This window comes from Pseudomonas sp. W22_MBD1_FP4, from assembly GCF_052113765.1.
GTDB classification, from domain to species: domain Bacteria; phylum Pseudomonadota; class Gammaproteobacteria; order Pseudomonadales; family Pseudomonadaceae; genus Aquipseudomonas; species Aquipseudomonas sivasensis.
This window is the reverse complement of the sequence record NZ_JBGQOI010000002.1, coordinates 140,573-159,199: the sequence shown is the minus strand read 5'-3', so window position 1 is coordinate 159,199 and position 18,627 is coordinate 140,573. Positions and strand designations below refer to the sequence as shown.

Here is an 18,627-nt window from a genome sequence, read left to right as displayed (position 1 = left end):
TTCACATCAGCGCTGGCTTATTCAGCAGCCGGTGCTTCGGGCTTGCGGCGTTTAAGCGGGGCCATGCCGTCTTTGCTGACCAACGACAGGTTATCGGTCTTCGGACGGTTGGCGATCTTGCGCTTGGTCGGCGACTTGGCACCGGTTTTCTTCTTGTCGCCCTTGGCGTCAGTCTTTTTCTTCTTCACGCCAACAGCCTTGCCCGACGCCTTGACCTTCTTCGGCCCGGTGTAGGTGCCTTTGACTTCCTTGATGGTGCGGCGCTCGAACGACTGCTTGAGGTAGCGCTCGATGCTCGACATCAGGTTCCAGTCGCCATGGCAGATCAGCGAGATGGCCAGGCCATCGTTGCCGGCACGCCCGGTACGGCCGATACGGTGCACGTACTCGTCGCCGCTTCGTGGCATGTCGAAGTTGATCACCAGGTCCAGGCCATCAACGTCCAGGCCACGGGCAGCCACGTCGGTAGCCACCAGGATCTTCACGCCGCCCGCCTTGAGGCGATCGATGGCCAGCTTGCGGTCCTTCTGGTCTTTCTCGCCGTGCAGCACGAACGCCTTGTATTCCTGGGCAACCAAGCGACCGTAGATGCGGTCGGCGGCAGCGCGGGTGTTGGTGAACACGATGGCCTTCTGGTAGGTCTCGTTGGCCAACAGCCAGTTGAGGATCTGTTCTTTGTGCACGTTGTGGTCAGCGGTGACGATCTGCTGGCGCGTGGTGGCGTTCAGGTCGCTGACATTGTTGACCTGCAAGTGCTCAGGGTTGTTCAGCACCTTGGCGACCATTTCGCGCAGGGTCGAGCCACCGGTAGTGGCGGAGAACAGCATGGTCTGCTGGCGATTGACACATTCGGCAACCAGACGCTGAACGTCGTCGGCAAAGCCCATGTCGAGCATGCGGTCGGCTTCGTCGAGCACCAGCACTTCGACTTCCTTGAGGTCGAGGTTGCCGGCGTTGAGTTGCTCGATCATACGGCCTGGGGTGCCGATCAAGATGTCCGGCACCTTGCGCAGCATGGCGGCCTGGACCTTGAAGTCTTCGCCGCCAGTAATAATGCCGGACTTGATGAAGGTGAACTGCGAGAAGCGCTCCACTTCCTTCAAAGTCTGCTGGGCGAGCTCACGGGTCGGCAGCAGGATCAGGGTCTTGATGCTCACGCGGACTTTGGCCGGGCCGATCAGACGATTCAGAACCGGCAAGACGAAAGCGGCGGTTTTGCCGCTGCCAGTTTGAGCCGTCACCCGCAGGTCACGCCCTTCGAGCGCGAGCGGGATGGCCGCTGCTTGCACAGGCGTAGGCTCGACAAATTTTAGCTCGGCCACGGCTTTGAGCAGGCGTTCGTGCAGGGCGAATTGGGAAAACACGGGTGCTACCTCGAAGAAATACAAAATATCAGCTGCATAGGGTAACGGTTTCGGGCGCCCAAACCGAGTTTCTTTACGCGAACGGTGCGAATCAGGTGCTTTTTTGTCAGGGCATTTGTCTACAACGTCAACTTTGTCGCACTTAGATGCTCTAATCGCGCCGTCTTGTCTTACAGAGGAATCGGTTTCACCCATGGATATCAAACAGCTTTGGCTCAACGTCCAAGACCTATGGGGCGCCCTCGACCAACACCCGGTGCTGCATGCCAGCCTTGGTTTTATGGTGTTGCTGGTGGTGGCCCTGCTGCTCGGACGGGTAGCGCGATACCTCACCCTGCACGCCGTCAAATTGCTCGGCCGCCAACCGTCGCTGCACTGGCTCAATGATCTGCGGCACAACAAAGTCTTCCACCGCCTGGCGCAAATGACGCCGTCCCTGGTGATCCAGTTCGGCCTGTACCTGGTGCCGGATTTGAGCAAAACCGCAATTCTGTTCATCGGCAACGTGGCACTGGCCATCTCCATCCTGTTCCTGGTCCTGGCCATGAGCGCCCTGCTCAATGCCCTGCTGGACATCTATGCTCGCACCGAACACGCACGCACCCGCTCAATCAAGGGTTACGTGCAGTTGGCGAAGATGGTGCTGTTCGTGTTCGGCGCGATCATCATCGTCGCCACCCTGATTGACCGCTCGCCGCTGTTGCTGCTGTCGGGTTTGGGTGCGATGTCGGCGGTGATTCTGTTGGTGTACAAGGACACGCTACTGTCGTTCGTCGCCAGCGTGCAGCTCACCAGCAACGACATGCTGCGGGTCGGTGACTGGATCGAAATGCCCCAGGTCGGCGCCGACGGCGACGTGGTGGACATCACTCTGCACACGGTCAAGGTGCAGAATTTCGACAAGACCATCGTCTCCATTCCTACCTGGCGCCTGATGTCCGAGTCGTTCAAGAACTGGCGCGGCATGCAAGCCTCCGGCGGGCGTCGGATCAAGCGCAGCCTGTTCATCGACGCCAGCGGCGTGCGTTTCCTGCGCGATGACGAAGAGGTGCGCATGACCCAGGTGCACCTGCTCACCGACTACATCGGGCGCAAGCAGGCAGAGCTCAAGGCCTGGAATGAAGCCCAAGGACACAGCGCACAACTGCTGGCCAACCGTCGCCGAATGACCAACCTCGGCACCTTCCGCGCCTATGCCCTGGCCTACCTGAAAAGCCATCCGGACATCCAGCCGAACATGACCTGCATGGTGCGCCAGATGCAAACCACGGCTCAGGGCGTGCCACTGGAGATCTACTGCTTCACCCGCACCACGGCGTGGGCCGATTACGAGCGCATCCAGGGGGACATCTTCGATTACCTGCTGGCGGTGTTGCCGGAGTTTGGACTGAGTCTGTACCAGCAACCGAGTGGCACCGATCTACGGGCAGGAATTCTGGCGCTGACCCCCAGCCCCCAGAGCACGCCAGTCCTGCAGTGAGCCCGAAGCCGGCGAGGTGAAAATACGCGCCTCGCCGGCGCAATATCCCCCTAAGCGCCGGCAACTATGTGTAGCCGCTGCGACCGAATAATCAACTGACGCAAACAATAAAGAAAATTTCTCCTACGCCTTTAGTGATTTTCACTACTTGTGCGCACTATTTCTAATCTGTTTTTAAAAAAACCAACGCCTTAGCATTTGGCCATCAAACAACGCCAGATAAAGGCCATCCCTCATGTTATGGACAACTCAGCTTTCTGATAATGCGGCAGACTTTGTATTAACTTCGAATGCCGAAGCGTTGACCCACTATTGTGGTGCTAGTGCCTTTGCTCAACCTCGCGATTTTTATACCACTAGTCCCTATCAGCGACCTTCCAGGCCGCAGGACGTGACCGACTCGATCATCACCACCAGCCTGACCAGCGACCAACTTTCAGACAGTCAGCATTTGTTGGCACAACGCTTGTTATTGAATATCTACGAGCAAGACTTAGTCTTCTTGCCCAAGCCGCCATTAGAACTCGACTTAAAGGCTTTCAAACAGTTCTATGACCCCCAACATGCCGCCAGTGGCAAAAAGATCCGCCCGTTACTGGAACACTACTTATACAACTGGCTTAAGGAAGAAGTGCACATCAATGGTCCTTGGTGCCTGGACTCTTTTGTCGCCCACACCGATAAAGTCTTGGATGATGTAGCCCAAGCCGACTCCAAACTGCATGAGGTGCTGACCACCAGCCGCAACCCCCAGCGTGCCGCGCGTTTTTTCATGACCCAATGCGCAGGGGATTTCCTCAGTGAAGCCTCGGCCATGGCGCGCAATGTTCTGGGTAACTGCGGTGTGTACACCAGCGAGTTATTCAAGATCCTGATCGACGAGTATGGCTACGGCGTCGACAAAAAGAAGCACAGCACCATCTTTGAAGACATGCTCCAGGACATGGACATGTCACACCACGTGCACCATTACTGGCAGTTCTACACGCCGGCGTCGCTGTCGCTGACCAACTATTTCCACTATGTGTCGGCCAACCACGGCGAACTGTTCCGCTACATCGGCGCCATGTACTACACCGAAGCCACGCTGGCGCTGACGACCAAGCACCAGTCCCGTGCGATCAAGACCATCTTCGATGGCCAGGTCTCCACTGCCTACTTCGATGAGCATGCTCATATCGATGTGCACCACGGCAGAATGGCACTTCAGCGCCTGATCATTCCCATGATCAAGCAGTTCGGCACCAAGATCATCCCCGACCTTATCCGCGGCTTTGAAGAGTTCAAGCTCCTTCAGGACATCGCCGACGAAGAACTGTATGCCCATATCAAATGGCACGACGAGCTGGATGAACATCGCGCCAAGGCTTCGCAGCTTCAGGGCCAAAAGCCGGTGGACCTGCGAATCACCGAGGCTGAACACGAGCTCTCGGTGCTGCACACCCACCCCAATGACGAACTGTTCTGGGTCGAATCCGGCGAGCTGGAGTTTATCGCCAGCCCCGAATTGACTGTGCGCCTCATCGCCGGCGAAGGCGTCGTGATTCCCAAGGGAATGCTCCATGGCACGCGCATCGTCAGTCCGTCCTGCACGTACACCGTCACCGCCATCTGAATGGGCCACCCAATGAAAGCCATCAGCCTGAATATCACCCACGCCCATTACGTGGCCGTGGAGGACAGAACCTATTTTCTGAAGCGTCACGCGTATTCGACGCAATTGCTGCCCACCTCGTGCCCCCATCGTGGCGGCCCACTGCACATGGGCGAAGTGACGGGCGACGGCCAAAGCGTGATCTGTCCCTGGCACGACAACGCCTACAAGGTCTGCAACCTGGAAAAGAAGGCGCTGCCCACCGTGCGCGTCAGAAACCAGATCAGCACCGTGGTCGGCGACACCGAACGGTGCGTGCCGCTACTTAAACTCTCCCGTTACGACGGATGAAGCCCATGAAGACTAATTCGACACTGACCGCGTTCTATTCAATCGTGACCCTCTTCACCGGCCTCGACATGGCGATTGTGATCGCGATGGTCTGGTTTGGCCTTGAGACCACCGGGTCCACATTCCTGGTAGGCGCCACCTTGTGTGTAGCGACCGTGGTGCCCTATTTATGCGAACAGTACATCGGCAAGTTCTTCACGATTGAACTCAGCCTGAAACGGCTGCTGTACATACGCCTGGCTGCGTTCGCCGCCGTCCTGGGATTGTCGTTTACCCAGGCCGCCTTGCTGCCGATCGGCTTCCTGGCGATCGCATTTGTGGTGGGCGTCACCGACTACTTCACCATCAGTACCCTGGAATCGAAAAACACCAAGCTGGTGCTGGCAGGCCTCACCGACAGCGATACCTGCGCGCGGTTGATGCAAACCTCCATCCAGATCGGTGCCTTCGGCGGTGCGCTCCTGGGCGGTTTGATCGTGGATGTGTTCTCGGTCAACGAGACGCTGCAAATCATCAGCCTCGCGGCGATTGTGTCACTGGCGGGCGTCTACCTGGTGGCCGACAGCCCCAGCGCACACGGCACCGATCAGACCGCAGCCTCCAACTCCGCCGCGCCGCTGGACCTGCCGCGCAACCTCTACATTCTGATCATTGTGTTGAGCATGATCGGCTTCCATATCGGCGCGTTCAACAGCCTGGTGCCTATCGTTTTTCAAAAGCTCAATGAGTGGAACGCCACCCTGTTTGGCGTCGCCAGTGGCCTGGCCGGCCTGGGGGCCTTCAGCGCCGCCGTGCTTCCGCGTATCAAGCTCAACAGCTATGGGGCCATCGCACTGGTGATTCTGGCGGACGTGGCAATCGTCTACTTCCAGAATCTCTACGTGATGATGGCCGCTGCGTTCCTGCTGGGCTTTTGTATCAACAGCCTGCGGATCCAACTGCGTAAAACCCTGATTGAATCGGCGCCCAACGACCGGGTAGCCGACGTCATCGCCGCGAAAAGCTCGCTCTACTACCTGCTGGTCAGTGGCTCGGCACCGATGATCCTGACGTTCTTTACCACCTCGGGCTTTCTCGGACTCGAAGGCGCACGGCTGTTGATGATCGTCTCCGCCGGCCTGTTGGCCACTGCCGTACTGGCGTGGAACCTGACCCCCGCAGCCTCGCCTGCCGCCACCACGGAATAAGGATTGCACGACGTGAAAACCGTACTGATTGTTGACCCATTCTCCACGGGCAAGCTCTATGCGCCCCTGCTCAACGCGCAGGGCATACGGTGCATCGCCGTGATCTCCACACGCGCCTTGCCCGAACACTTCACCAACGACCTGGTCGCTGAGAATTTCCATGAGGTGTATCACTGGGAAGAGAGCCTGCTGATCACCCTGGAAACGTTGTCTTTGAGCGCAGTGATCGCCGGTTGCGAAACCGCCATCTACCTCACGGACTACCTGACGGAGTTGCTCAGCATTCCGGGGAACAGCCGTATCACCAGCGACCTGCGGCGCAACAAATTCTCCATGCAGCAGGCGCTGAAAAAACACCAGTTGGCGCACATCGACTCGCACCTGTTGAGCTCGCCAAGCCGCATTGGCGAAGTGGTGGCCAAGCTGGAAGAGTCGGCCACCTATGTGGTCAAGCCGCTGAATTCGGCCGCCACCGAAGGCGTGGTGTTTGCCCAGGGCAAAGGCGAAGCAGAAACCGCGTTGAGAAACGCGGCCTGGCAGCAGAAGAATGACCTGGGTGAGGTCAACCTGGGGTTTATCGTGCAGTCGTTTATCGCGGGGCCGGAGTACGTGGTGGATATGGTCGCCTTCAACGGCACGTACATCATTGCCAGTGTCTGCAAGTACACCAAGATCCAGAAGAACGGCAGCATGTTTGTCTACGAAAGCCTGGACACGCTTGATCCCCAGGCTGCGCACCTGCAACCGCTGACCGATTACGCCCGCCAGGCAGCCGCGGCGCTCGGCGTGCGGGTCGGGCCGATTCATATGGAGATCATTTGGTCCGATGCCGGGCCGGTGATGATTGAAGCCGGAGGTCGCTTGCACGGCGGCATCGCGCCCCTTCTGTTTCAACAGGTCTATCACCCCGACTTGCTGTCGCTGTCGATCGACAGCTACCTCGGCCACCCACGCCCGCAAGCTGATGCAGCGAGCCAGATCAGCCATGGCCGGATCGGTTTCTTCTGCTCCGATGCACAACGCACCTTCGATCCTCCCTCTCCCCAGGCCCTCCAGAGTGCCCAAGCGGACGAGGCCTATTGCGGCCACCGGTACTTCATCGCTCCCGGTCATACCACGCCGGTCACGATTGACTTCGCCACCTGTCCGGGGCTGTTCTGGCTACAGAGTCCTTCGGCGCTGCAACTGGACACCAGTACCGCGAACCTTCGAAAACTACTCTGGGGCTAAGGTTATGCAAAGTCGCTTGATCATCAAAAAATCAGCCTGTGAGCTGGGCATCAATAATGCGTGCGCCGCGGTTATCGAAGACATCACCGTTTCAGACGACCAAAGCTTCGTCGGGGTGTTGCAGAGCAACCTGAACCACGTCGCATCCCGCCTCAATGAGCTGGACTCGAACATCGTGTATGAAGGGTTTGCCAAGCAGCTCAAAAAACTCGGCTACGAAAACACCGTCAGCGCCAACGAAAAGCTGCTGCGGCGTTTCATCGCCAAAGGCGTGTACCCCATCAACAACATCGTTGACGCCTATAACGCAGTCTCGATCCGCCATGGGGTCAGCATCGGTGTGCACACCTATCATCAGAAAGATGACATCTACGTGATGCGCTCGGACAAACCAAGGGTTCTACGCCCACTGTTCGCCAAGAAGGCCATCACCATTCCCGTTGGCGATATTGTCTATACCTGCGGGGATGTGCCGTTGGCGAGCATCGGCAAGGTTGACGCCGACGCCCATGACTTCCGGCTGACGAAGGACTCGTCAAGGCTTCTGGTGGTGATCCTGGGGCATGACGACACGTCGCTTCAATTCAACCAGGGCGTCATCGAAGAGCTGGTGGACACGCTTCGTCAGAAAATGCCGAACCTGAGCCATCACTTCCTTGAAACGGTTCGCGATCACGCCTGAAGCCACGCGTTGAAGAAACGGCCGGCGCCTAGCGCCAGGCCTTCAGCACGGGGTTGACCACGACTTCCTTCACATGTTCGATGTTCAGCAGGCTTTCCTTGAAGACCATCAGTTCTTCAAAGCTCCTGTAGCGAACGTCGAGCATCATGTCCACGTCGCCAAACAGTGAGTAGGCGTGCACCACTTGGCTGAACTGCTGGATCTTCGGAAACACCAGGTGGCAGTTGCTGCCATTGAGCGTCAGCATCAAGAACGCCGCTTGCAGGGTCTCATCGCCCTCGGCTACGTTGATGGTGAAGCCTAGGATGATGCCCTTTTCAATCAACTTCTGGACACGCGACTCCACCGCTGTTCGCGACTTATGAACTTGCCGCGCCAATTGCGCCAGGCTGACCCGGGAGTCGTCCTTCAAGGCTGCAATGATCAGTTCATCAATCTTGTCCACTCTGCCGCCCCCACACCGTTCTTTTCTATAACAGACTTTCATTGCCGCTCACGCATGCCTTGGGGCCATCACGTCGCAGACTTTACGCCAGGCGCAGGCTTTATGCCCAACCGACTGATCCACACCGCCCCGAGAATCACCAACCCACCCAACGCCAGGCGGCCCAGGGGTTCGTGTTGGTTCCAGATCAGCAGGTTCAGCAACAACCCCACTGGTACATGCAGATTGTTCATCACCGCCAGCGTGCCGCCATGCACCAAACACGCGCCCTTGTTCCACCAGTACATGCCCAGCGCCGTGCTGACCAGCCCGAGGAACACCAACACACCCCATTGCAGCGGCGCTTGCGGGAGAAAGTCGGCCTTGGCGAACAGCAGGAACGCCGGCAACACCACCAGCAACGCACCGAGGTAGAAGTAACCGAAGCGCCGGTAGTGCGGCAGGTCACTCGGATAACGCGCTACCAGGTGCTTGTACATCACTTGCCCGGCGGCGTAGGTGAAGTTGGCCAGTTGCAGCAGCAGGAAGCCCATCAGGAAGTGAGGCGTGATCTGATCGAAACGAATCACCGCCGCCCCCGCCACTGCCACCAAGGCGGCGACCAAGGCCCACGGGTTGAAGCGCCGGTTAAGTGCATCTTCGATAAGCGTCACGTGCAACGGCGTGAGGATGGTGAACAGCAACACCTCCGGCACCGTGAGCACGCGAAAACTCAGGTACAGGCACACGTAGGTCACGCCAAACTGCAGCGCGCCGATCACCAGCATGCCTCGCATGAAGGCCGGCTCTACCGAGCGCCAGCGGGTCAGCGGGATAAATACCAGCCCGGCCAGCACGACGCGTACCAGCACGGCGAAGTAACTGTCGACATGACCGGCGAGGTATTCGCCGATCAGACTGAAGGAAAATGCCTGAATCAGGGTGACAACCAGTAGATAGCCCATGTGTGCCTCGCTTCGAATGGGCGCGACATTAAAGGTTTTCAGGGTTTGAAGAAACTCAGGGCAAAAAAAACCCGACCTCGCTAAAGCGTCAGTCGGGCAGGAGCACTTAGGAGCAACAAGTGCAAAGGGAGGTTCGTACGCGTACTTGAAGGGTTTGCGTGGAGCGATATAAACACCGCGCGATTATCTGACGATTAAAGGATCAAGCGGCTCATGCCACGAGTTGCACCAGCAGGGCCTTGGCGTGGTTGATGCCCTTTTCCTGGAAGTCACCGCTCAGGTTCACCCCTTCGGCGTGGATGAAGGTGACGTCATGAATCCCGATAAACCCCATGACCTGGCGCAGGTACGGTTCCTGGTGATCGGAGCTGGCGCCGGTGTGGATGCCGCCGCGCGCGGTCAGGACAATGGCACGCTTGCCGGTCAACAGACCCTGTGGGCCGGTGGGGGTGTACTTGAAGGTCACACCAGCGCGTAACACGTGATCCAGCCAGGCCTTGAGGGTGCTGGGGATGGCGAAGTTGTACATCGGCGCGGCCATCACCAGTACGTCGGCGGCGAGCAGTTCGTCGGTCAATTCGTTGGAGCGGTTAAGGGACACCTGCTCGCTGTCGTTGCGCTGATCCGCAGGTTTCATCCAGCCGCCAAGGAGGTTGGCGTCCAAGTGCGGCACCGGGTTGAGGGCCACGTCGCGCACGGTGATCTGGTCTGCCGGGTGGGCGGCCTGCCATTGGCTGATGAACTGCTGGGTCAGTTGACGGGAGATCGAGTCCTGTTGGCGGGCGCTGCTTTCGATGATCAGAACGTTGGACATGGCTTCGTAGGCTCCATCTGTAAATGCTGTAAGTCGATGGAGAAAAGATTAACCATGGCTCATTCGATAAAAAAGCGCAAAAAACTGCTATAACCCATCTATAAGTTTGTTGATATGCGGAGTATTCCTGTAGACATGCTCCGCTACCCCTTTATTTTGGCGCGCAGTCCAAGGCAATCCGCATCTTGATAATGGCGCGGTTGAACTTGACCGTGGTGTTGGTGCTTTTGCCTGCCGGCACCGAGACCGTGCGTCGGCGTGGTGCCTCCGGGCCATTGGTGAAGACTACCGAGCACAGGGCATCGTTGGTGCCGTAGTTGTTTAGTTGAATCGAACTGATGTCGCCGTCCACGTCTGAGGCGGTGTAGTCCACGCTCACGCCACTGATCTTTTTTGTCACGTCGATGGGGTACGCAAACGCGCTCATCGGCAGCAGCGCCAATAGCACATAACAAAATTTTCTCATTCGGCAGTCTCCAATAAGGACCGCCAGCTTAGGACAAGAGGAACCTATCTTGAAAGCGCCCCGCGTTACCCTCGATCAATGGCGCACGCTGCAAGCCGTGGTCGACCATGGCGGCTTCGCCCAGGCGGCCGAAGCGCTGCACCGTTCGCAGTCTTCGGTGAGCTACACCGTGGCCCGTATGCAAGACCAGCTTGGCGTGCCGCTGCTGCGCATCGACGGGCGCAAAGCCGTGCTCACTGACGCCGGTGAAGTGCTGTTGCGCCGCTCCCGGCAACTGGTGAAAAACGCCAGTCAGCTGGAAGACCTCGCCCACCATATGGAACAGGGCTGGGAAGCCGAAGTGCGGCTGGTCGTGGACGCTGCCTACCCCAACGCCCGCCTGGTGCGCGCTCTCACGGCCTTTATGCCGCAAAGCCGTGGTTGCCGCGTGCGCCTGCGTGAAGAGGTGTTGTCCGGCGTTGAAGAGTTGTTGATCGAAGGCGTGGCCGACCTGGCGATCTGCGGCTTCAGCATCCCCGGTTACCTGGGCACGGAAATGAGCGACGTGGAATTCGTCGCCGTGGCCCACCCCGAGCATCCGCTGCACCGTATGAATCGCGAGCTGAGCTTCCAGGACCTGGAAAGCCAGATGCAAGTGGTGATCCGCGACTCCGGCCGCCAGCAGCCACGGGATGTGGGCTGGCTCGGCGCCGAACAACGCTGGACCGTCGGCAGCCTGGCCACCGCGGCCGCCTTTGTCGGCAGCAGCCTGGGCTTCGCCTGGCTGCCGCGGCACATGATCGAACGCGAACTCGCCGAGGGCGTGCTCAAGCAACTACCCTTGGAACAGGGCGGCAGCCGTCACCCCGCGTTCTACCTGTACTCGAACAAGGACAAACCCCTGGGGCCAGCGACGCAGATCCTCGTGGAGTTACTGCGCACGTTTGACACGGCGCCCCTGGACGCACCTTTCGCCGCCCCCCAACAAGCCTGAAACGGAGTTCATCCATGGCCTGGTTCGACCACGAAGGATGCAGCCTGCACTACGAGGAATACGGCCACGGCACACCGCTGGTGCTGATCCACGGCCTGGGCTCCAGCAGCCAGGATTGGGAATTGCAGATTCCGGTACTGTCCAGGCACTACCGGGTGATCGTGGTGGACGTACGCGGTCATGGTCGCTCCGACAAACCGCGTGAGCGTTACAGCATCCCAGGGTTCACCCATGACGTGGTGGCGCTGTTCGAGCACCTGAACCTGCCTGCCGCTCATGTGGTGGGCCTGTCCATGGGCGGCATGATCGCTTTCCAGTTAGCCGTGGATGAACCTACGTTGGTCAGAAGCCTGTGCATCGTCAACAGCGCACCCGAGGTCAAGGTGCGCAGTGCCGATGACTATTGGCAGTGGGCCAAGCGCTGGACGCTGGCCCGCGTGCTCAGCCTGGCCACCATCGGCAAGGCCCTTGGCGACCGGCTGTTCCCCAAACCTGCGCAGGCCGACCTGCGCCGCAAGATGGCCGAACGCTGGGCAAAAAACGACAAACGTGCTTATCTCGCCAGCTTCGATGCGATTGTGGGCTGGGGCGTGCAGGAACGACTTTCGAGGATTACCTGTCCAACCCTGGTCATCAGCGCCGACCACGACTACACCCCCGTGGCCCAGAAAGAAAACTATGTAAAACTGCTGCCCGATGCGCGGCTGGTGGTGATCAAGGATTCCCGCCACGCCACGCCCTTGGACCAACCCGAAGTCTTTAATACCACCCTGCTCGATTTTCTAGAGACAGTCGAAACCACTACCCAGGATCACTGACCCATGCTGAAAAAAATCGCCTTCTTTGCCGGTTCCGTTCTGTTCGCTGCCAACCTGATGGCGGCCGAACCCGCCAAGGCGCCACACGTATTGATCTCCACCACCAACGGCGACATTGAAATCGAATTGGACCCGGTCAAGGCGCCGATCAGTACCAAGAACTTCCTGGCCTATGTCGACAAGGGTTTCTACACCAACACGATTTTCCACCGTGTGATCCCGGGCTTCATGGTCCAGGGTGGCGGTTTTACCCAGTCGATGTCGCAAAAGCCGACCGAAGCACCGATCAAGAACGAAGCCAGCAACGGCCTGCATAACGTGCGTGGCACCTTGTCCATGGCGCGCACCAATGACCCGAACTCGGCGACCAGCCAGTTCTTCATCAACGTGGCTGACAACGCCTTCCTCGATCCGGGTCGCGATGCCGGTTATGCCGTGTTCGCCAAAGTGGTCAAGGGCATGGACGTGGTTGATGTGATCGTCAACTCGCAAACCACTACCAAGCAGGGCATGCAGAACGTGCCAATCGATCCTGTGTACATCAAGTCGGCCAAGCGCATCGACTGAGGTAGCAGGTAGTTCCGCGCGCGGCCCACAAGGCGGCGCGCGCATTTGAAAGGAGAGCCCGCACAGCGGGCGTCATACTCAATGCTCTATCGTCGTTTTGAACAACTGATCGATATTTTCCGCGACGCACCCAGCGAAGCCCCTCCCGATAAAGTCCTGCCCTTCTACCTCTACTACCTGCGCCAGGTGTGGCCGCACTTTGCCGCCTTGCTGGTAGTGGGACTGATCGGTGCGCTGATCGAAGTCGCGCTGTTCAGCTACCTGAGCCGCATCATCGACCTCGCCCAAGGCACCCCGCCCGCTGACTTCTTCCAGGTCCACAGCACCGAGCTGATCTGGATGGCCGTGGTCGCCCTGTTGCTGCGCCCGATCTTCGGCGCACTGCATGACTTGCTGGTGCATCAGACCATCAGCCCCGGGATGACCAGCCTGATTCGCTGGCAGAACCACAGCTATGTGCTCAAACAGAGCCTCAACTTCTTCCAGAATGACTTCGCCGGTCGTATCGCCCAACGCATCATGCAGACCGGCAACTCCCTGCGCGACTCCGCCGTGGCGGCGGTGGATGCGATCTGGCACGTGGCGATCTACGCCATCAGTTCGCTGGTGCTGTTCGCTGAGGCCGACTGGCGCCTGATGATCCCGCTGGTGACCTGGATCATCGCCTACAGCCTGGCACTGCGTTACTTCGTGCCACGGGTAAAGGAGCGCTCGGTGATTTCCTCCGAGGCGCGCTCCAAACTGATGGGCCGCATCGTCGACGGTTACACCAACATCACCACCTTGAAGCTGTTCGCGCACACCCAATCCGAACAGGAGTACGCCAAGGAAGCGATCATCGAGCAGACCGAAAAAACCCAGTTGGCCAGCCGCGTGGTGACCAGCATGGACATCGTGATCACCACCATGAACGGCCTGCTGATTGTCACCACCACCGGCCTCGCCCTGTGGCTATGGACCCAGTCGCTGATTTCCGTGGGCGCGATTGCCCTGGCCACCGGTCTGGTGATCCGCATCGTCAACATGTCCGGCTGGATCATGTGGGTGGTCAACGGCATCTTCGAAAACATCGGCATGGTGCAGGACGGTCTCAAGACCATCGCTCAGCCATTGGCGGTGATTGACCGCGACAACGCGCCGCGCCTGACGGTGCCCCGTGGCGAAGTACGCTTTGAGCAGGTGGATTTCCACTACGGCAAACAGAGCGGGATCATTGGCGGCCTGAACCTTGAGATCAAGGCCGGTGAAAAGATCGGCCTGATCGGCCCGTCCGGGGCGGGCAAATCGACCCTGGTCAACCTGCTGCTGCGTCTGTACGACCTGCAAGGCGGGCGCATCCTGATCGATGGCCAGAACATAGCCGAGGTCGCCCAGGAATCCCTGCGCGCCCAAATCGGCATGATCACGCAGGACACCTCGCTGCTGCACCGTTCGATCCGCGACAACCTGCTGTACGGCAAGCCCGACGCCACCGACGAAGAGCTCTGGGCCGCCGTGCACAAGGCTCGCGCCGATGAGTTCATCCCACTGCTGTCAGACTCCGAAGGCCGCACCGGGCTGGATGCACACGTGGGCGAACGCGGGGTGAAACTCTCCGGTGGCCAACGTCAGCGTATTGCCATCGCACGCGTGCTTCTCAAAGATGCGCCGATCCTGATCATGGACGAAGCCACTTCGGCCCTGGACTCGGAAGTGGAAGCGGCGATTCAGGAAAGCCTGGAAACCCTGATGAAAGGCAAGACCGTGATTGCGATTGCACACCGCTTGTCTACGATTGCGCGGATGGATCGCTTGGTGGTGCTGGAGAAAGGCCAGATTGCCGAAAGCGGCAGCCATGCCGAGTTGCTGGCCCATAAGGGCTTGTATGCGCGGTTGTGGCAGCACCAGACGGGCGGGTTTGTCGGAATCGACTGAGGATTTCAATCCTATACACCGTTCAAAATGTGGGAGGGGGCTTGCCCCCGATGAGGGTGTGTCAGTTGCTGCATCGGTGACTGACACACGGCTATCGGGGGCAAGCCCTCTCCCACATTTGCTCACAGCCATTCAGTAGCCAGCCCCTCAGTAGAATGTGCAGTTCGCGCCAACGCCCACAGCCCTCTGGCACTTTTTCACCGCCTGGATTTGTGTAAAAACCGTGCTGTACTCAGTGCAGTGCCCAGACGGGCGCTGAAGTAAATCTGCAGGGAGCATCATTGATTTACTGATTCGGTAGAGTGATCTATCAAGGACGTGCTGCATGTCTTTGTTCAAGCGTTCAGTCACAGAGGGGCTGGGTACGTTTTGGCTGGTGTTGGGCGGTTGCGGGAGTGCAGTGTTGGCCGCCGCGTTTCCTGCTGTCGGGATCGGGTTGTTGGGCGTGTCCCTGGCGTTCGGGCTCACGGTGCTGACCATGGCGTTTGCCATTGGGCATATCAGCGGTTGTCACCTCAACCCGGCGGTATCGGTGGGGCTGGTAGTGGGCGGGAGGTTTCCGGCCAGGGAGTTACCGGCGTACATCGTGGCCCAAGTCATTGGCGGGGTAGTCGCCGCCGCATTGTTGTACTTCATCGCCAGCGGCAAGCCGGGCTTTGAACTGGCCGGCGGACTGGCCTCCAACGGCTATGGCGAGCATTCGCCGGGCGGTTATTCGATGGCGGCGGGGTTGGTGTGCGAGCTGGTGATGACGGCCATGTTCGTGCTGATCATCCTCGGCGCCACCGACCACCGCGTCCCGAAGGGCCTCGCGCCCATCGCCATTGGCCTGGCGCTCACCTTGATCCACTTGATCTCCATCCCTGTCACCAACACCTCAGTCAACCCGGCTCGCAGTACCGGGCCGGCACTGATCGTGGGCGGGTGGGCGATCCAGCAATTGTGGATGTTCTGGCTCGCGCCGATCCTCGGTGCGGTCATCGGCGGTGTTACCTATCGATGGCTGGGCAGGGAGGACTCAGCCTGAAACCAGCGGGGGTCAGCCCTGCCGATAAGGCAGGGCCGCCCTCGCCTCTTCGGCATACGCCAGAATCCCTACCCGCTCACGCTCAAGAAAATCCTCCACGGCATTCTTCAACCCTGGATGGCGCAGGTAATGCCAGGAGTGGGTGATCACCGGCTCAAACCCGCGAATCAATTTATGCTCGCCCTGGGCGCCAGCGTCGAAGCGTTGCACGCCGTGGGCAATGGCGTAGTCCATGCCCTGGTAGAAACAGGTTTCGAAATGCAGGCGGTCGAACTCCGCCAGGCAACCCCAGTAGCGGCCGTAGAAGCTATCACCGCCGATCAGGCTGAAGGCCATGGCCACCGGCCGCGCGCCTTGTTTGGCCAGCACCACCCGGATTGCCTCGGGCATACGTTCGGCCAGCAGGCTGAAAAACGCGCGGGTCAGGTAGGGCGATTGGCGGCGCACCGCGTAGGTGTTGGCGTAGCAGGCGTAAACAAAATCCCACTGCGCCTCGCTCAACTCATGGCCTTGCAACCATTCGAAGTCGATACCCTGCCCCGCCACTTGCTCACGCTCTTTGCGCATCTGCTTGCGCTTGCGTGAACTCAGGGCGTCGAGGAAATCCTGGAAGTCACGGTAGCCACGGTTCTGCCAATGAAACTGGCAGCCCAGGCGCTGCATCCAACCCGGTTGCAGGGCTAAGGCCTCATCGGCCAAGGCATCGGTAAAGTTGATATGCGCACTGGAGAGCCCTTCGATTTCCAGGTAGCCCGGCAGGCTGTTGAGCAATTCGAAACCGTCCTGTGCGTTGGCCGCCAACAGGCGCGGGCCACTGACCGGACTGAACGGTACAGCTGTCAGCAATTTGGGGTAGTACTCGATACCGGCCCGCTCGCAGGCATCGGCCCAACCGTGATCGAACACGTATTCGCCATAAGAATGCCACTTGCGATAACCCGGCAGTGCCGCCACCAGCCGATCACCTTCCCAGTGCAGTAAATGCTCCGGCTGCCAGCCGGAGTGCGGGCCGACGCTGCCGCTGTCTTCGAGGGCGCTCAGGAACGCGTGCCGCACGAACGGTTGGGCCTGAGGCACCAAGGCATCCCAGGTCTGCGGGGCTATTTCGGACAAGCTTTGCAGGCGTTGCAACGGCATCGGCATCCTCACTACATCAGGGCGTAAAAGCTCCGCGAGTATCGCTTATCGCTAGGTTTCACACACCCTCAAATCGCCCGACAAGGCTCTAAAACAATAGTTCCGAAGCAAAAGAATTTGTCACACAGATGACATCACTTCGCCACTGCTGCGTCATAAACCATCGCGATACTGACGCCTGTTTTTAGAGCGCCTGGTTCTACCAGTCGGCTATTTTTCCGTCCGTCATCGGTCGGTTGTGTCCTGGATGGTTTGCCATCCCTCCTCACTTTCGGAGATTGATATGCGTCTTGCTTCCACTAAAACTGCGGCGGCCCTGTGCGGCGGCCTGTTACTGGCCCTGAGCGTTCCGGCCAGCGCTGCAGTCGACGCTAAACTGCTCGACATGCTCAAGGCCAACGGCCAGATCACCGCTTCGCAGTACACCGAACTGCAAAACGAGTTGGCCAAAGACCAGAAAGAACAGCAGATCGCCCGGCAAGCTCAGCAAGAGAGCAACGAACAGATCGCGGCCACCGCGAAAAAAACCAATGAGCTGAGCAGCTTCGACCAGAAGCTGGCTTGGGCAGCCAAGACACAGTTCAAGGGTGATGTACGTTTCCGCCACGAGACCATCAAGATCGATGGCACCCCCAATAATGGCGGCAAGGACAAGGACCGTGAGCGCATCCGCGCGCGTCTGGGCGCCTACACCGAAATCAACCCACAAGTGGATACCGGCATCCGCATTGCTACCGGTAGCAGCGACGACGCCCGTTCCACCAACCAGGACCTGGATGGCTACTTCAACAAGAAGTCGATCTGGCTGGACCTGGGCTACATCGACTACCACCCGGACCAGATCAAAAACCTGCACGTGATCGGCGGCAAGATGCTGCAACCGTGGGTCAGCATGGGCGACGTGATCTGGGATAGCGATATCAACCCGGAAGGTCTGGCCCTGACCTACAAATACCCACTGGGGAGCAGCGCCGAGCTGTTCGGCAGCCTGGGTAACTACAACCTCAAAGACAACGTCAATGGCGACGGCGTGCAATTTCGCAATGACCTGCGCATGACCGCCGGCCAGTTGGGCTCGCGTTTCACCCTGACCGACAACCTGAAGCTGACGCTGGGCGGCAGTGTCTATGCGTTCCAGAATGACGAAGACAGCCGCTGCCCGACCGCCGGTTCCTTCCAGTGCCTGACCCCGGCTGAAACCGTGGCGAACACCACGGCCGGCAATGCCAGCGAATACCGCCTGTACGAAGGCTTCAGCCAAATCGATATCGGCGGCCTGGCCGTACCGTTGTCGTTCTACGGCCAGTACGTGCAAAACACCAAAGCCACTGATAAAGACAAGGACACAGCCTGGTTGCTGGGTGCCAAGTCCAAGGTGTTTGGCCTGAACCTGGACTACAACTACCGCGATGTGCAGCGTTACGCGGTGGTGGGTGCCCTCACCGACTCGGACTTCGCCGGCGGCTTCACCGGTGCACGGGGTCACAAGTTCAAGGTCGGTTACGACATCGACAAGAACTTCGCCATCGGCGCGACTTACTTCCTGACCAAGGCAGACTACGCCAGCGTCGCAGGTTACCGCGACGCCAATGCCAATACCCTGCAGTTGGACGCAGAAGCCAAGTTCTAACAGT

Annotated in this window: 18 protein-coding genes; 12 read left to right on the top strand and 6 right to left on the bottom strand. The window is 59.0% G+C overall.

The window, feature by feature from the left end; translation table 11 throughout:
• Nucleotides 1-17: 17 nt before the first annotated feature.
• Entirely contained in the window at nucleotides 18-1,364 is a 1,347-nt protein-coding gene (locus tag ACEN2T_RS03540) for a DEAD/DEAH box helicase (protein WP_017735367.1), read from the bottom strand.
• Between the two features lie 193 nt (nucleotides 1,365-1,557).
• Between ACEN2T_RS03540 and ACEN2T_RS03535 the strand changes: the two genes are divergently transcribed.
• The 6 genes from ACEN2T_RS03535 (at nucleotide 1,558) to ACEN2T_RS03510 (ending at nucleotide 7,888) form a co-directional block, all read left to right on the top strand.
• Nucleotides 1,558-2,844, top strand: a complete 1,287-nt coding sequence (locus ACEN2T_RS03535; protein WP_442116320.1) for a mechanosensitive ion channel family protein — start codon at nucleotides 1,558-1,560, stop codon at nucleotides 2,842-2,844.
• A 391-nt stretch (nucleotides 2,845-3,235) separates the two neighbouring features.
• Nucleotides 3,236-4,459 carry an iron-containing redox enzyme family protein gene (locus ACEN2T_RS03530; RefSeq protein ID WP_233896885.1) on the top strand — a complete coding sequence of 408 codons (1,224 nt, stop codon included), beginning with the start codon at nucleotides 3,236-3,238 and terminating at the stop codon, nucleotides 4,457-4,459.
• A gap of 12 nt (nucleotides 4,460-4,471) precedes the next feature.
• Nucleotides 4,472-4,789 carry a Rieske 2Fe-2S domain-containing protein gene (locus ACEN2T_RS03525; RefSeq protein ID WP_032887730.1) on the top strand — a complete coding sequence of 106 codons (318 nt, stop codon included), beginning with the start codon at nucleotides 4,472-4,474 and terminating at the stop codon, nucleotides 4,787-4,789.
• Between the two features lie 5 nt (nucleotides 4,790-4,794).
• Nucleotides 4,795-5,976 carry an MFS transporter gene (locus tag ACEN2T_RS03520; RefSeq protein WP_442116319.1) on the top strand — a complete coding sequence of 394 codons (1,182 nt, stop codon included), beginning with the start codon at nucleotides 4,795-4,797 and terminating at the stop codon, nucleotides 5,974-5,976.
• 12 nt (nucleotides 5,977-5,988) lie between these two features.
• Complete coding sequence (locus tag ACEN2T_RS03515) at nucleotides 5,989-7,206, top strand: ATP-grasp domain-containing protein (RefSeq protein WP_032887726.1); 1,218 nt, start codon at nucleotides 5,989-5,991, stop codon at nucleotides 7,204-7,206.
• A gap of 4 nt (nucleotides 7,207-7,210) precedes the next feature.
• Nucleotides 7,211-7,888 (top strand): phenylalanine--tRNA ligase beta subunit-related protein, encoded by a 678-nt coding sequence (locus ACEN2T_RS03510; RefSeq protein ID WP_032887724.1) that lies wholly within the window; start codon nucleotides 7,211-7,213, stop codon nucleotides 7,886-7,888.
• Between the two features lie 28 nt (nucleotides 7,889-7,916).
• On the opposite strand, the gene ACEN2T_RS03505 is transcribed toward ACEN2T_RS03510, so the two are convergent.
• The 4 genes from ACEN2T_RS03505 to ACEN2T_RS03490 form a co-directional block, all read right to left on the bottom strand.
• A complete protein-coding gene (locus ACEN2T_RS03505) occupies nucleotides 7,917-8,333 on the bottom strand; it encodes an Lrp/AsnC family transcriptional regulator (protein ID WP_032887722.1) in 417 nt (138 codons plus the stop codon).
• Between the two features lie 68 nt (nucleotides 8,334-8,401).
• Entirely contained in the window at nucleotides 8,402-9,277 is an 876-nt protein-coding gene (locus ACEN2T_RS03500) for a carboxylate/amino acid/amine transporter (protein WP_032887720.1), read from the bottom strand.
• A gap of 211 nt (nucleotides 9,278-9,488) precedes the next feature.
• On the bottom strand, nucleotides 9,489-10,091 hold the full coding sequence (locus ACEN2T_RS03495; RefSeq protein ID WP_095185395.1) for an FMN-dependent NADH-azoreductase: 603 nt from the start codon (nucleotides 10,089-10,091) through the stop codon (nucleotides 9,489-9,491).
• A gap of 151 nt (nucleotides 10,092-10,242) precedes the next feature.
• Nucleotides 10,243-10,557, bottom strand: coding sequence for a hypothetical protein (locus ACEN2T_RS03490; RefSeq protein WP_032887716.1), 315 nt, complete (start codon nucleotides 10,555-10,557; stop codon nucleotides 10,243-10,245).
• Nucleotides 10,558-10,606: 49 nt separating this feature from the next.
• Here ACEN2T_RS03490 and ACEN2T_RS03485 point away from each other — a divergent pair, with 49 nt between their 5' ends.
• The 5 genes from ACEN2T_RS03485 to aqpZ all read left to right on the top strand — a co-directional run bounded on the left by ACEN2T_RS03485 (nucleotide 10,607) and on the right by aqpZ (nucleotide 15,856).
• Nucleotides 10,607-11,530, top strand: coding sequence for a LysR family transcriptional regulator (locus ACEN2T_RS03485; protein WP_442116318.1), 924 nt, complete (start codon nucleotides 10,607-10,609; stop codon nucleotides 11,528-11,530).
• A gap of 14 nt (nucleotides 11,531-11,544) precedes the next feature.
• Nucleotides 11,545-12,348, top strand: coding sequence for an alpha/beta fold hydrolase (locus tag ACEN2T_RS03480; RefSeq protein ID WP_032887712.1), 804 nt, complete (start codon nucleotides 11,545-11,547; stop codon nucleotides 12,346-12,348).
• A 3-nt stretch (nucleotides 12,349-12,351) separates the two neighbouring features.
• Nucleotides 12,352-12,915, top strand: coding sequence for a peptidylprolyl isomerase (locus ACEN2T_RS03475; RefSeq protein WP_032887711.1), 564 nt, complete (start codon nucleotides 12,352-12,354; stop codon nucleotides 12,913-12,915).
• A gap of 81 nt (nucleotides 12,916-12,996) precedes the next feature.
• Entirely contained in the window at nucleotides 12,997-14,829 is a 1,833-nt protein-coding gene (locus ACEN2T_RS03470) for an ABC transporter ATP-binding protein (RefSeq protein WP_095185393.1), read from the top strand.
• A gap of 325 nt (nucleotides 14,830-15,154) precedes the next feature.
• Nucleotides 15,155-15,856 (top strand): aquaporin Z, encoded by a 702-nt coding sequence (gene aqpZ, locus ACEN2T_RS03465; protein WP_442116317.1) that lies wholly within the window; start codon nucleotides 15,155-15,157, stop codon nucleotides 15,854-15,856.
• Between the two features lie 12 nt (nucleotides 15,857-15,868).
• Here aqpZ and ACEN2T_RS03460 read toward each other — a convergent pair whose 3' ends face one another.
• Nucleotides 15,869-16,993 carry a GNAT family N-acetyltransferase gene (locus ACEN2T_RS03460; RefSeq protein ID WP_032887706.1) on the bottom strand — a complete coding sequence of 375 codons (1,125 nt, stop codon included), beginning with the start codon at nucleotides 16,991-16,993 and terminating at the stop codon, nucleotides 15,869-15,871.
• A gap of 283 nt (nucleotides 16,994-17,276) precedes the next feature.
• On the opposite strand from ACEN2T_RS03460, the gene ACEN2T_RS03455 reads away from it, so the two are divergent.
• Complete coding sequence (locus ACEN2T_RS03455; protein WP_032887704.1) at nucleotides 17,277-18,623, top strand: putative porin; 1,347 nt, start codon at nucleotides 17,277-17,279, stop codon at nucleotides 18,621-18,623.
• Nucleotides 18,624-18,627: the final 4 nt, after the last annotated feature.

Excerpts from the sequence above, each read along its gene's own strand:
- ACEN2T_RS03535 (WP_442116320.1), top strand. The coding sequence starts at position 1,558 with ATGGATATCAAACAGCTTTGGCTCAACGTCCAAGACCTATGGGGCGCC.
- ACEN2T_RS03525 (WP_032887730.1), top strand. The coding sequence starts at position 4,472 with ATGAAAGCCATCAGCCTGAATATCACCCACGCCCATTACGTGGCCGTG.
- ACEN2T_RS03520 (WP_442116319.1), top strand. The coding sequence starts at position 4,795 with ATGAAGACTAATTCGACACTGACCGCGTTCTATTCAATCGTGACCCTC.
- ACEN2T_RS03510 (WP_032887724.1), top strand. The coding sequence starts at position 7,211 with ATGCAAAGTCGCTTGATCATCAAAAAATCAGCCTGTGAGCTGGGCATC.
- ACEN2T_RS03500 (WP_032887720.1), bottom strand. The coding sequence starts at position 9,277 with ATGGGCTATCTACTGGTTGTCACCCTGATTCAGGCATTTTCCTTCAGT.
- ACEN2T_RS03495 (WP_095185395.1), bottom strand. The coding sequence starts at position 10,091 with ATGTCCAACGTTCTGATCATCGAAAGCAGCGCCCGCCAACAGGACTCG.
- ACEN2T_RS03490 (WP_032887716.1), bottom strand. The coding sequence starts at position 10,557 with ATGAGAAAATTTTGTTATGTGCTATTGGCGCTGCTGCCGATGAGCGCG.
- ACEN2T_RS03480 (WP_032887712.1), top strand. The coding sequence starts at position 11,545 with ATGGCCTGGTTCGACCACGAAGGATGCAGCCTGCACTACGAGGAATAC.
- ACEN2T_RS03475 (WP_032887711.1), top strand. The coding sequence starts at position 12,352 with ATGCTGAAAAAAATCGCCTTCTTTGCCGGTTCCGTTCTGTTCGCTGCC.
- ACEN2T_RS03470 (WP_095185393.1), top strand. The coding sequence starts at position 12,997 with ATGCTCTATCGTCGTTTTGAACAACTGATCGATATTTTCCGCGACGCA.
- aqpZ (WP_442116317.1), top strand. The coding sequence starts at position 15,155 with ATGTCTTTGTTCAAGCGTTCAGTCACAGAGGGGCTGGGTACGTTTTGG.
- ACEN2T_RS03460 (WP_032887706.1), bottom strand. The coding sequence starts at position 16,993 with ATGCCGTTGCAACGCCTGCAAAGCTTGTCCGAAATAGCCCCGCAGACC.
- ACEN2T_RS03455 (WP_032887704.1), top strand. The coding sequence starts at position 17,277 with ATGCGTCTTGCTTCCACTAAAACTGCGGCGGCCCTGTGCGGCGGCCTG.